Raw genomic sequence first — 10,560 nt, forward strand, 5'->3', positions numbered from 1 at the left:
TGTAAGTGGTGTAGACGAATTCGGTGTCGCTCATCGGACTGGTCTCCAATGCGGATTTCAGGTCGGCGAGGGCGGTGACCCGCGCCCGGTGATAGCGGTTGATCCAGCGGTCGGCGATGGCGTTGATGGGTTCGGCGTTGAGGTAGTGCAGTTTCTCGCGGCCACTGCGCCGGGTGGTGACCAGGTTGGCGGCCTCGAGCACCGCCAGATGTTTGCTCACCGATTGGCGGGCCATGTCCAGTCCGGCGCACAGTTCCCGCAGACTCTGCCCGTTGCGGGCGCGGAGGCTGTCGAGTAGCCGTCTGCGGCTGGGGTCCGACAGCGCTTTGAATACCTCGTCCATCGCCGTTCTCTCGTGATATGCAGCCGTTTGGCTGCATGATTCGAGGATAGGCAGCCGAACAGCTGCATTTCAACGGTGACTCGGCGATGCATTGCCATGGCGAAATGTAGTACGTATGCTACGAGTCATCACCAACCCACGACAGGGAGGGAAACCATGACTGTGGGTGAAGGCGCAGTGCTCAATGTGGAGCAGCTGCGCATGCGCTACGGAACCAAGGACGTCCTCGACGGCGTCACTTTCCAGGCGCGACACGGCGAAGTGCTGGTCATGCTCGGCCCCAACGGAGCAGGCAAGACCACCACCATCGAGATTCTGGAGGGCTTCCGGGTGCCCTCGGCGGGCACAGTCGAAGTGCTCGGCGTGAATCCGGCACTCGGCGACGAGGCCTGGCGCTCGCGGGTCGGGGTGGTGCTGCAATCGTGGCGTGACCACAAGAAATGGCGTTTGCGTGAACTGCTGTCCTACCTCGGCACGTTCTACGGCCCGTACAGCACCGAGAGCAGCCGAAAGCCCTGGGACACCGACGAACTCATCGAACTGGTCGGGCTCACCGAGCACGCGGGGGCCAAGATCTCGACCCTGTCCGGCGGGCAACGCCGCAGGCTGGATGTCGCGATCGGCGTGGTCGGCAAGCCCGAGGTGCTGTTCCTGGACGAGCCGACAGCCGGTTTCGATCCGGAAGCCCGGCGCGAATTCCACGACCTGATCCACCGCCTCGCCGACGAGCAGCAGACCACCATCCTGCTCACCACCCACGATCTGGACGAGGCCGAGAAACTGGCCGACCGCATCCTGATCCTGGCCGGTGGCCGCATCATCGCCGACGGTTCGGCCGACGAACTCTCCCGCCGCGTCTCGGTCGACGCCGAGGTCCGCTGGACCAGAGACGACCAGCGTTTCGTGCACACCACCACCGAGTCGACCAAATTCGTCTACGAGCTGTTCCAGCAGTTCGGCGCGGACATCGGTGAGCTCGAGGTGCGTCGCGCCTCGCTCGAGGAGACTTACATGTCGCTGGTCCGTCATTACGAGAACGGCACGACCGATGCCGAGATCCACGCCATCGAGGAGGTCGTGCGATGAACCCGACTACCGTCGCGATCCGGGCCGGACTGCGCCGGGCACGCATCGAATTGCGGATGCTGTTCACCAACGGCGAGGATCTCGGCGGCATCCTGCTCACCCCGATCCTGCTGCTGACCGCGCTGTTCTTCATGCGCAACAGCACATTCCAGGACACCGACCTGAAGATGGGCGCACTGGCGTTGCCCGGGGTGATCGGCGCGGTCGTCGCCTTCAACGGCTTGTACGGCATAGCCCAGTACCTGGTGCTCGACCGGGAGGACGGCACGCTACTGCGCGCCAAGGCCACGCCGAACGGCATGATCGGCTACTTGATCGGCAAGCTCGGAGCCAACGCCGGATCGGTGCTCGCGCAGGTGGCTATCCTGCTGGGCGTGGGCATGGTGATCGTAGGAGGTGTGTCGCTCGACAGCGTGCGCTCCTGGCTGACGCTGGCGTGGGTGCTCGCGCTCGGCCTACTCGCCATATCCGCGCTCGGCGCGATCCTCGGCTCGATCTTCGACGATCCGCGCGGCCTGTTCTTCTTCACCATGCCGCTGATGGGCCTGGTCGCCATCTCCGGCATCTTCTATCCGATCACCGGTCTGCCCGGCTGGTTGCAGGTGGTGGGCCAGGTGTTCCCGATGTACTGGCTCGGCCTCGGCATGCGTTCGGCGATGCTGCCCGATGGCGCGCGGGCGGTCGAGCTCGAGGGGTCGTGGCGGCATCTGGAAACGGCTGCGGTGCTGGGTGTCTGGTCGGTGGCCGCCTTGCTGATCGCGCCGATCGTGATGCGGCGGATGGCCCGCCGCGAATCGGGCGCGGCCATGGCGGAACGGCGGGAGAAGGCGTTGCAGCGTGCCTACTGAGGTCATCTACAACCGGATCGCGATGCTGCGCGCCGAGCGCGGCATCTCCCGGCGCGAGCTCGCGGAAGCGCTCGGCGTGCACTACCAGACCATCGGTTACCTGGAGCGCGGCGAGTACAGCCCGAGCCTGCATCTGGCCTTACGTATCGCCCAGTATTTCGAGGTGGCGGTGGAGGTGGTCTTCTCCACCGCCCCCTTCCCCAGGCTCGGGTCGTCGTCGGAATCGGCCTGATTCAGGCCGCACGGCCGCGGAACAACCGGAATGTCGGAACGGGCGTTCCGGCGTCCGCGCTGGCGGCCAGGGCTCGTTGCCAGTAGCCGGAGACGGCTTCCGCCAGCGCGGTATCCACTCCGGAGGCCGCGCCGGTCTGCAGGATATGGCGCGCACCGGCGTCCATCATCCGCAGGTGGGCCAGATCGCCCCAGCCGCCCGCTTCGGCCATATCCGCCCAGACGGCATACAGATCCGCCACCGAGCCGAGTGACCGCCGCGCGTAGGGCAGGAACCGGGAAATCCGCGAGCCCGAGCTCTCGATCATCGCCATCGCCTGCTCGTAGCCCAGCAGCATGGGCATGAACAGGGCGAACATCGCCTGGTAATAGAGCTGGGCGAGGCCGTCATCGGTACCGAGGTACTCCGGCGCTCCCAGCGGAGCCAACAGTTCCCGGTGTTCCTCGAACACCTCCTGCGGTCCGCTGTAGAAGATGTAGGAGCTGGGCCCGGCAAGATCGCCGGGCTGGGCCATGACACCACCGGCCAGGAACTCGCCGCAGCGCGAACGGATCCAGGCGGCCCCGCGCCGCGTGTTCTCCGGCGAGTCCGACGACATGTTGACCACGACCTTGCCCGGCAACCGATCCGCCGCCTGACCGAGTACGTCGTACATGGCGTCGTACTGGGTCAGGCTGAGCACGATCAGCTCGGCGCCGGCCAGTGCATCGGCGACGGTGGCGGCGCCGGTCGCGCCGAGCTCGGCCATTGCCTCGACCTTCTCGGCACTGCGGTTCCAGACCGTCACCGCGATCCCCGCCTCGAGGTAGGCCCGGACCATCGCCTGGCCCATCGGGCCGAGACCGATGACGGTCACCGAGCGCGCGCGTTCGGATGCCGGCATAACGGGTGTCCTCCTGTCCCGCGCTCAGGACTTCTTCGTCCCACCGAACAGCTCGAACACCGACACCGGCTTTCCGGCCTCCTCGGTCGCCGCGATCGCCTTGCGCCAGATGCCCTGGGCCAGAAGGGAGATGGTGGCGTCGACGCCGACTTCTTCGCTGGCGTCGATGATGTGCTGAGCACCGGCGTCCATCATCTTGAACGCCGACAGATCGCCCCAGCCACCCAGCTTGGCCTGGTTCGCGTACTCCTCCATGAAGAAGGGGTAGGCGCCGGCGGCGCGCTGCGCGAACGGCAGGAACTGGTCGATGTCCTGGCCCGAGCGGGCGATGACGGCCAGCGCCTGGTCGTAGGCGAGCATCCACGGATGGAAGACGATGAGCAGGGCCTGGTAGAAGACCTGCGCGAGACCGTCATCGATGCCGAGGTACTCCGGCGGGCTGAGCGGGCGCAGCAGCTCGGCGTGGGTGTCGAACACCTCGCGCGGGCCACTGTAGAAGATGTAGGAGGCCGGGTGCTCGATATTGTCGCCGGCCGACATCACGCCGCCGGAAATGAATTCGGCGCCGTGCGAACGCACCCACTCCGCACCCTTGCGCGCCTTTTCCGGTGAATCCGAGGACAGATTCGCGATCACCTTGCCCGCGAGATGGTCGGTGGCCTGGCCGAGCACGTCGTACATGGCGTCGTAGTGGGTCAGGCTGACCACGGTCACCTCGTTGGCGTCGAGCGCCTCGGCGACGGTGTTCGCGCGCTTGGCGCCCAGCTCGACCATGGCGTCGACCTTGGCGCTGCTGCGGTTCCACACCGTGACCTCGGTGCCCGCCTTCAGGAAGGCCCGCACCATGGCCTGCCCCATCGGGCCGAGACCGATGACCGAAACCGAGGCGGTGCTGCTCTGCTGAGACATGTGCTGATCCTTCGAGTCGATACGGTTGCTGTCGGCGCCTGCGGTAAATGGTTCATCCGCGCAGGTAGGCGCGACAAGACCGCACGTGCGGGTACGGTTGCTTACGTCGAGGTCCGTATCGAGGTCAGGAGGATCCAGTGACAGTCGGCAGTGATGCGGATCACGATGCGTGCGGCATGAGCGTGGCGATCGACGTCGTCGGCGGTAAATGGCGGCTGCACCTGATGTGGGTGCTCGCCGACGGTCCACGCCGCTTCGGCGAGATCCGCAGGCTGCTCGGGGGCGTCAGCGAGAAGGTGCTCACCGAGAACCTGCGGCACCTGGAGACCTCCGGAATCGTGCACCGGGAGATCTATCCCGAGATCCCGCCGCGCGTCGAGTACTCGCTCACTCCGCTCGGTACCGAACTCGCGGCAGCGCTACGGCCGCTGGAGGAATGGGGTGACCGGCACCGCGGTGAGCTGCTCACCAAGCTGAGGTCGGCGAGCTGATTCGCAGGCAATGACCGCACCGGGGGACCCGATGAACGATCACATCGCGCCGATGCCCGCCGAACCGGCCGGCTTCGCGGTGCCGGTGCCGGAACTCGGCTACGTCGGCTTCCCCTCGCCGAGCCGCTGAGCCGCGATCCGCTCCCCGACCTGTTCGAGCAGCGGCGTGGCCTCGGCCATCGATCGGTCCCGATCGGGTTCCACATCGGCCAGGGCATAGCCGGCGACGAAGCCCGCGGCAGCGAGCTCGTCCGGGCCGAGGTCGATCCGCCCGGCAACGGCGATGACGGGAACGCCCGCGGATCGCGCCGCCGCACACACACCCATCGGCGCCTTCCCGTGCAAGGTCTGCTGGTCCAGGCAGCCTTCGCCGGTGACGACGAGCGTCGCGGACTCGAGCACGGCGGCGAAGTCGAGCAGTTCGAGCACCACCTCGATCCCACTGCGCATCTGCGCCCCGAGCACGGCCATGGCGCCGAAACCGGTGCCGCCCGCCGCACCTGCACCGGGTCGGCCGGCATGTGTCTCACCGACCAGTGCAGCCCAATTCTGAAGTGCCGCTTCGAGAACCGCGCGATCATCGGGACCGGCACCCTTCTGCGCGGAATACACCGCGACCGCGCCCGAAGCCCCGAGCAGCGGATTGTCCACGTCACTGGCGACGACGAACTTCGCCTCGGCCAGGCCAGGATGCAATCCCCGCAGGTCCAACCGCTTCGCATCGCGCAAAGCCGCACCGCCCCTTGGCAGTTCGTGCCCGTCCGAGCCGTAGACGCGCGCCCCGAGCGCTGTCAGCATGCCCGCCCCACCGTCGGTCGACGCACTACCACCGAGTCCGAGCACGATCCGTTCGGCCCCGACCGACAACGCGTGCGCGATGACGACACCCAGTCCGAACGTGCTGGCGTTCAATGGATCCGGACGACCATCGGGAAGCTTCGCCAGGCCCACCACCGCGGCGAGTTCGATCACCGCGGTGTCGCCGCGCACCGCATAGGAGGCTTCCACCGTTTCACCGGTCGGCCCGGGCGCGGGCAGGGTGACCCGCGTCCACCCCGCCGAGACGAACGCATCGACGGTCCCGTCCCCGCCATCGGCCACCGGCACCCGTACCGCTCGCACCTGCGGACGCACCCGCGCGATGCCCGTGGCCAGCGCTGATGCCACGCCGGCGGCGGGCAGCGAGCCCTTGAACTTGTCCGGGGCGAGTACGACGGTCGGCACCGACTCCATCCTGAGATTGTCCAACGCGATGCCGTCTGCCGCACCCCGGCGCCGGTCGCCGCGTCCCGGCCACCGATACGGCCACGCGTTGCGATGTGTCCACCGCGCGCCGGTGGAGTAGCTTCGAGCCATGTCGACAGAGGTCCGCAACAACACCGCACTGGAACGCTTCGAGATCTACGTCGACGGCGCGATCGCCGGGTACGCGGAGTACCAGGACACCAATGCCGAACGGGCTTTCGTGCACACCGAGATCTACTCCCAGTACGAGGGCCAGGGCTACGGCCGCGTGCTCGTCGAGACCGCGCTGAACCAGACCCGCGCCGACCACCTCGGCGCGCTTCCGATGTGCCCGATGGTGCGCCACTTCGTGGAGACCCGCCCCGAATACCTGCCGATGGTCCCGCATTGGGCGCGCGGGCGGCTCGGACTTCCGCAGTAGGCGGATTCAGTACGCCGCGACCGCCCCGTCCAGCGCCTGCTGCAGATCCATCTTCACCAAACGAGCGATCTCGCCCGGCCTGGCGGGCAGGTCGACGATCGGCACCCCGAAGTAGAAGCTGGCCGACTTGGCTTCCTCTTTGGTGGGCTCCACCGCCGGGTCGGTGCGTGGCCCGTAGCTGAGGCCGATGCTGAGCAGGGCCGGGTCGGTGCCGAGCTTCATGGCGCGGAAGGCGATATGCCCGATGCCGCTGCCGATCGGCTGCACCTTGGCCGGGTCGACGTCGTTGCAGGTGCCTTCGGGGAAGACCGCGAGGCAGTCGCCGTCGTGCATGCGTTCGGCGCAGATGTCCATCATTCGCTGGCCGGCCGCGTTCACCGCGCGCAGACCGTGGTCACGGCCGCGGAAGACCGGGATACCGCCCATCATGTCGATCTTGCGGCGTTGATCGCGTTCGAGGAACAGCTCGTCTTTGGCCAGCACCCGCACCCGGCCGATGATGGGTCGCAGTTCGCTGCGCCAGGCGGCCGCGGCGACGGTATAGGGGTCGAGCTGGGAGAGATGGTTGATCGCGATCAGCAACGGTTTGCGGGATCGGATCAGCTCCGCGATCCGCGCCGCGGCGCCGGCCGCATAGCTGATCCGGGGCCGGAAACGCCGCCCGAGCAGGGCGTATGCCGCGCGCGCCTGGAACCGCCGCTGCTGATGGGAGCGGTAGTAGTCGTACACGGAATCGCTGTTTTCGAGGACGACCTCGGGCGGTTGCATGCCGCCGACTCTACGACGCCCGCCCGCCCGGTCAACGTCCATGTTGATCTTGTCACCGAGCCCGCGGGCGTCCGGCACGACACGGAACGCGAAGACAAGCGGCGCGACGGCGCGATAGCTGCGATGATGACGATGTGGCACGCGCAGAAGACCCGGATGATCGGAAAACTCGCGGCGGTGGCGGTGAGCCCGGCAGGCGAAGTTCTCATCGCGGCGAGCAGGTGGTCCGCGCGGGCACCCTGCTGGTGTCCTCCACCGAGCTGGTGGAGCCCACCTTCCGGCGCACCGTCATCTACATCATCGAACACAACGACGCGGGCAGCCTCGGCGTGGTGATCAACCGTCCAAGCGATACCGCGGTGCACGATGTGCTGCCGCAGTGGGCCGAGGTGGCGGCCGCGCCGCGCACCTTGTTCGTCGGCGGACCGGTCAAACGCGATGCCGCGCTGTGCCTGGGCACGCTGCGTGTCGGCGCGTCCATCGAGGGTGTGCCGGGTCTGCGCCGGATCGACGGCCGGGTGGTGTTGATCGATCTGGACAGCGATCCCACCCAGATCGCGCCACTGGTGGAGGGTGTTCGCATCTTCGCCGGATATGCGGGCTGGACGTTCGGTCAGCTCGAGGGTGAGCTGGAGCAGGACGATTGGATCGTGCTCTCGGCGCTGCCGAGCGATCCCATCACCAGTCGCCGCACCGATCTGTGGGCACATGTGCTGCGCCGGCAGCCGCTACCGTTGTCGCTGCTGGCGACCCATCCGATCGAACTCGAACGCAACTGACCCGCACATGCCGACGATCCCCCGCCGCGGCAGGGGATCGAAGGGGCAGGCTCAGCGGGCCTGCTTCTTGAACAGCGCCATCGACCACAGGTACCCGACGCCGGCGATGCCCGCGCACCAGGCCAGCGAGACGACCCCGTTGACGCCGATCTCGGTGCCCATCAGCAGTCCGCGGATGGTTTCGGTGATCGGGGTGAACGGCTGGTATTCGGCGAACCAGCGCAGCACCGTCGGCATGGTGTCGGTGGGGACGAGGCCACTGCCGAGGAACGGCATCAGCACGATCGGGAACGGCATATTGCTCGCGCTCTCCGGGTTCGGCGCGGCGAGCCCGAACCCGACGGCCAGCCAGGTGAAGGCGAACACCACCAGCATCAGCAGACCGATGACGGCCACCCATTCCACCGGTGTGGCATCGGGGCGGAAGCCCATCAGCATCGCGACCCCGAGCATGCCTGCCATGGCGAGGGTGCCCTGGATCAAGGTGCCGACGACATGGCCGGTGAGCATGGCCGACTGCGCGATGGCCATCACCCGGAACCGGTTGACGATGCCCTTGGTGATGTCGGTGGCCAGCATGACCGCCACCGACACCGTCAGGTACGCGGGCAGCAGCAGCAACATGCCGGGGGCCAGATAGTTGATGTATTCGGTTCCGGGTTCGAGCCCGGCTTCCAGCGCGCCGCCGAAGACGTAGTTGAACACCAGCAGCAGCACGGTCGGCATGATCAGGATGCTGAACGCCATGCTCGGATAGCGCCGCACGTGCAGCAGGTTGCGCCGCAGCATGGTCAGCGAATCGGCGAAGACGGACGGGGACGGTTCCTGGATGGTCGCGGTGGTCATCGCACGGGCTCCTTGTCTGCGACGGGGTTTCCGGTGAGGGTGAGGAAGACGTCGTCCAGATTCGGTGTGTGGACCGACAGACCTTCGGCGGGAATGTGAAATTCGTCGAGCCGGTCGAGCACGGCGCGCACCGAGCCGATGCCGCCGTCGCTGGGCACCGCGAGGGTGAGTTCGTCCTCGATGGGGCGGGCGCTGGAACCGAAGGCCGTGGCCGCTGCGTCCAGAGCGCCGCGTTCGGCGAATTGCAGGCGGATGTGGCCGCCTGGCACCAGCCGCTTCAGCTCGGCCGCGGTGCCTTCGGCGACGATGGCGCCGCGGTCGAGCACCGCGATGCGGTCGGCGAGCTGGTCGGCTTCCTCGAGATATTGGGTGGTGAGGAAGACGGTGACGCTGTAGCTGTCGACGAGTTCGCGGATGATCTCCCACATCGAACGCCGGCTGCGCGGGTCGAGGCCGGTGGTCGGCTCGTCGAGGAAGATGATGCGCGGGTCGCCGACCAGCGTCATCGCCAGGTCCAGGCGCCTGGTCATGCCGCCGGAGTACGTCGAGGCCGGCTTGTCCGCGGCCTCGGTGAGGTCGAAGCGTTCGAGCAGGTCGGTGGCGAGGGACCGGCCGACGCGCCGGGGCAGGTGATGCAGATCCGCCATCAGCATCAGGTTTTCCCGGCCGGTGAGCAGTTCGTCGACCGCGGAGAACTGTCCGGTGACGCCGATCGCCGCCTTCACCGCGTCCCGGTCGGTGTCCAGATCATAGCCGCCGACCTGGATTTCGCCGCCGTCGCAGCCGATCAAGGTGGTGAGGATCTGCACGGTCGTCGTTTTGCCCGCCCCGTTGGGGCCGAGCAGCGAGAAGATCGTGCCCTCGGGCACGTTCAGGTCGATGCCGTCGAGAACTACCTTGTCGCCGTACGACTTTCGGAGTCCGGAGACCCAGATCGCCGGTGCGCGTCCTCCTGTGGACATGGCCTTTCCTTCCTGGAATTTCTCATGAAACAATGCGAATGACAGCATGAGTTCTCCGCACCGCTCCCCTCGGGGAGCGGCGGTGTCGGATCTGAGTGTGTTCAGTTGGGCCGGTTCGGCCGTCGCCGTGGCGTCGGCCTCCTGCGGCTACCTCAGATGTCCAGCTCTTCGATGGGCGGACGGTCGGCGATGTCGGCGACCCGCTGGAAGAGCTTGTCAGGCATCTTGCCCTTCAGTTCCGCGAGAGTGTCGACGATTTCCAGCGCGAAATCACCCCAATCCGCATCGCTGGGACCGGCGAGCATGCGCCGCCAGCTCTTCCAACTCGTCCAGTCCTTCACGGCGACGTCGGGATACTCGTCCCAGTTGGAAATCTGCGAATGCAGGACGAACTTCCCCTTGCGACTGCGGAACACCCGCAGGTGTTCCATGCGGGTGTCGTTCATATCCCGCCATTCACCGAGCAGCGAGCCTTCGAACCGGACCTGCCGGACACCGTTGTGCCCGACCCGGAGCACGACTTCTTCGAAACCTTCCTGCCTGCCCTCCTCCAGTTCGATGAACCGGCGCAGCGCGGTGACCACGGCCCCCGACAGATTGCCGCCGACGAGCTCCTGGGCCCGCTGGAACAGGGGGAGATCGTCATCGGCAACGTAGATCGTCTTGTTGGGCATGACAGTGACTATACGTAGATGTATACGTACACGCAAGACTTCCCGGAAAACCGCTCCCGATCAGGCTGAACCC

The 10,560-nt window shown here is 66.9% G+C and carries 14 protein-coding genes; 6 read left to right on the forward strand and 8 right to left on the reverse strand.

Going from position 1 to position 10,560, the window contains the following annotated elements; genetic code table 11:
• A partial coding sequence (locus RJ05_RS25035) for an ArsR/SmtB family transcription factor (RefSeq protein ID WP_036541394.1) occupies positions 1 to 343 on the reverse strand: 343 nt, incomplete at its 3' end.
• Between the two features lie 156 nt (positions 344 to 499).
• Between RJ05_RS25035 and RJ05_RS25040 the strand changes: the two genes are divergently transcribed.
• Genes RJ05_RS25040 through RJ05_RS25050 form a run of 3 tightly spaced genes read left to right on the forward strand, consistent with a single transcriptional unit; the run spans position 500 to position 2,509 of the window.
• Positions 500 to 1,429, forward strand: coding sequence for an ABC transporter ATP-binding protein (locus RJ05_RS25040; RefSeq protein WP_036541396.1), 930 nt, complete (start codon positions 500 to 502; stop codon positions 1,427 to 1,429).
• Positions 1,426 to 2,277 carry an ABC transporter permease gene (locus RJ05_RS25045; protein WP_036541399.1) on the forward strand — a complete coding sequence of 284 codons (852 nt, stop codon included), beginning with the start codon at positions 1,426 to 1,428 and terminating at the stop codon, positions 2,275 to 2,277. The genes RJ05_RS25040 and RJ05_RS25045 overlap by 4 nt, the downstream gene beginning before the upstream one ends.
• Positions 2,267 to 2,509 (forward strand): helix-turn-helix transcriptional regulator, encoded by a 243-nt coding sequence (locus RJ05_RS25050; RefSeq protein WP_174343970.1) that lies wholly within the window; start codon positions 2,267 to 2,269, stop codon positions 2,507 to 2,509. Before RJ05_RS25045 ends, RJ05_RS25050 begins: the two co-directional genes overlap by 11 nt.
• A gap of 1 nt (position 2,510) precedes the next feature.
• Here the strand turns inward: RJ05_RS25050 and RJ05_RS25055 are convergent, their stop codons facing one another.
• Together RJ05_RS25055 and RJ05_RS25060 are read right to left on the reverse strand one after the other, a co-directional pair.
• Positions 2,511 to 3,392, reverse strand: coding sequence for an NAD(P)-dependent oxidoreductase (locus tag RJ05_RS25055; protein WP_036541402.1), 882 nt, complete (start codon positions 3,390 to 3,392; stop codon positions 2,511 to 2,513).
• A gap of 24 nt (positions 3,393 to 3,416) precedes the next feature.
• Positions 3,417 to 4,301 carry an NAD(P)-dependent oxidoreductase gene (locus tag RJ05_RS25060; RefSeq protein WP_036541405.1) on the reverse strand — a complete coding sequence of 295 codons (885 nt, stop codon included), beginning with the start codon at positions 4,299 to 4,301 and terminating at the stop codon, positions 3,417 to 3,419.
• 176 nt (positions 4,302 to 4,477) lie between these two features.
• Between RJ05_RS25060 and RJ05_RS25065 the strand changes: the two genes are divergently transcribed.
• The gene (locus RJ05_RS25065) at positions 4,478 to 4,792 is read left to right on the forward strand and encodes a winged helix-turn-helix transcriptional regulator (RefSeq protein ID WP_085996284.1); all 315 of its coding nucleotides are present in this window, start codon (positions 4,478 to 4,480) and stop codon (positions 4,790 to 4,792) included.
• Between the two features lie 99 nt (positions 4,793 to 4,891).
• Here RJ05_RS25065 and RJ05_RS25070 read toward each other — a convergent pair whose 3' ends face one another.
• Positions 4,892 to 6,025: a glycerate kinase gene (locus tag RJ05_RS25070; RefSeq protein ID WP_036541423.1), complete on the reverse strand. Its 1,134-nt coding sequence runs from the start codon at positions 6,023 to 6,025 to the stop codon at positions 4,892 to 4,894.
• A 121-nt stretch (positions 6,026 to 6,146) separates the two neighbouring features.
• Here RJ05_RS25070 and RJ05_RS25075 point away from each other — a divergent pair, with 121 nt between their 5' ends.
• On the forward strand, positions 6,147 to 6,458 hold the full coding sequence (locus RJ05_RS25075; RefSeq protein ID WP_036541409.1) for a GNAT family N-acetyltransferase: 312 nt from the start codon (positions 6,147 to 6,149) through the stop codon (positions 6,456 to 6,458).
• A gap of 6 nt (positions 6,459 to 6,464) precedes the next feature.
• On the opposite strand, the gene RJ05_RS25080 is transcribed toward RJ05_RS25075, so the two are convergent.
• A complete protein-coding gene (locus RJ05_RS25080; protein ID WP_036541412.1) occupies positions 6,465 to 7,226 on the reverse strand; it encodes a lysophospholipid acyltransferase family protein in 762 nt (253 codons plus the stop codon).
• A 134-nt stretch (positions 7,227 to 7,360) separates the two neighbouring features.
• On the opposite strand from RJ05_RS25080, the gene RJ05_RS25085 reads away from it, so the two are divergent.
• Positions 7,361 to 8,005: a YqgE/AlgH family protein gene (locus RJ05_RS25085; RefSeq protein ID WP_036541414.1), complete on the forward strand. Its 645-nt coding sequence runs from the start codon at positions 7,361 to 7,363 to the stop codon at positions 8,003 to 8,005.
• 51 nt (positions 8,006 to 8,056) lie between these two features.
• On the opposite strand, the gene RJ05_RS25090 is transcribed toward RJ05_RS25085, so the two are convergent.
• The 3 genes from RJ05_RS25090 to RJ05_RS25100 form a co-directional block, all read right to left on the reverse strand.
• Positions 8,057 to 8,851 (reverse strand): ABC transporter permease, encoded by a 795-nt coding sequence (locus tag RJ05_RS25090; protein ID WP_036541417.1) that lies wholly within the window; start codon positions 8,849 to 8,851, stop codon positions 8,057 to 8,059.
• Positions 8,848 to 9,813 carry an ATP-binding cassette domain-containing protein gene (locus RJ05_RS25095; protein WP_036541426.1) on the reverse strand — a complete coding sequence of 322 codons (966 nt, stop codon included), beginning with the start codon at positions 9,811 to 9,813 and terminating at the stop codon, positions 8,848 to 8,850. Before RJ05_RS25095 ends, RJ05_RS25090 begins: the two co-directional genes overlap by 4 nt.
• A 152-nt stretch (positions 9,814 to 9,965) precedes the next feature.
• Positions 9,966 to 10,487 carry an EXLDI protein gene (locus RJ05_RS25100; protein WP_036541419.1) on the reverse strand — a complete coding sequence of 174 codons (522 nt, stop codon included), beginning with the start codon at positions 10,485 to 10,487 and terminating at the stop codon, positions 9,966 to 9,968.
• Positions 10,488 to 10,560: the final 73 nt, after the last annotated feature.

Source organism: Nocardia cyriacigeorgica NBRC 100375, assembly GCF_000308555.1.
GTDB lineage: Bacteria > Actinomycetota > Actinomycetes > Mycobacteriales > Mycobacteriaceae > Nocardia > Nocardia cyriacigeorgica.

What these genes read in the sequence shown, in the direction of transcription:
- RJ05_RS25045 (WP_036541399.1), top strand. Translation starts at nt 1,426, where the DNA reads ATGAACCCGACTACCGTCGCGATCCGGGCCGGACTGCGCCGGGCACGC.
- RJ05_RS25070 (WP_036541423.1), bottom strand. Translation starts at nt 6,025, where the DNA reads ATGGAGTCGGTGCCGACCGTCGTACTCGCCCCGGACAAGTTCAAGGGC.
- RJ05_RS25055 (WP_036541402.1), bottom strand. Translation starts at nt 3,392, where the DNA reads ATGCCGGCATCCGAACGCGCGCGCTCGGTGACCGTCATCGGTCTCGGC.
- RJ05_RS25100 (WP_036541419.1), bottom strand. Translation starts at nt 10,487, where the DNA reads ATGCCCAACAAGACGATCTACGTTGCCGATGACGATCTCCCCCTGTTC.
- RJ05_RS25080 (WP_036541412.1), bottom strand. Translation starts at nt 7,226, where the DNA reads ATGCAACCGCCCGAGGTCGTCCTCGAAAACAGCGATTCCGTGTACGAC.
- RJ05_RS25090 (WP_036541417.1), bottom strand. Translation starts at nt 8,851, where the DNA reads ATGACCACCGCGACCATCCAGGAACCGTCCCCGTCCGTCTTCGCCGAT.
- RJ05_RS25060 (WP_036541405.1), bottom strand. Translation starts at nt 4,301, where the DNA reads ATGTCTCAGCAGAGCAGCACCGCCTCGGTTTCGGTCATCGGTCTCGGC.
- RJ05_RS25065 (WP_085996284.1), top strand. Translation starts at nt 4,478, where the DNA reads ATGAGCGTGGCGATCGACGTCGTCGGCGGTAAATGGCGGCTGCACCTG.
- RJ05_RS25075 (WP_036541409.1), top strand. Translation starts at nt 6,147, where the DNA reads ATGTCGACAGAGGTCCGCAACAACACCGCACTGGAACGCTTCGAGATC.
- RJ05_RS25095 (WP_036541426.1), bottom strand. Translation starts at nt 9,813, where the DNA reads ATGTCCACAGGAGGACGCGCACCGGCGATCTGGGTCTCCGGACTCCGA.
- RJ05_RS25040 (WP_036541396.1), top strand. Translation starts at nt 500, where the DNA reads ATGACTGTGGGTGAAGGCGCAGTGCTCAATGTGGAGCAGCTGCGCATG.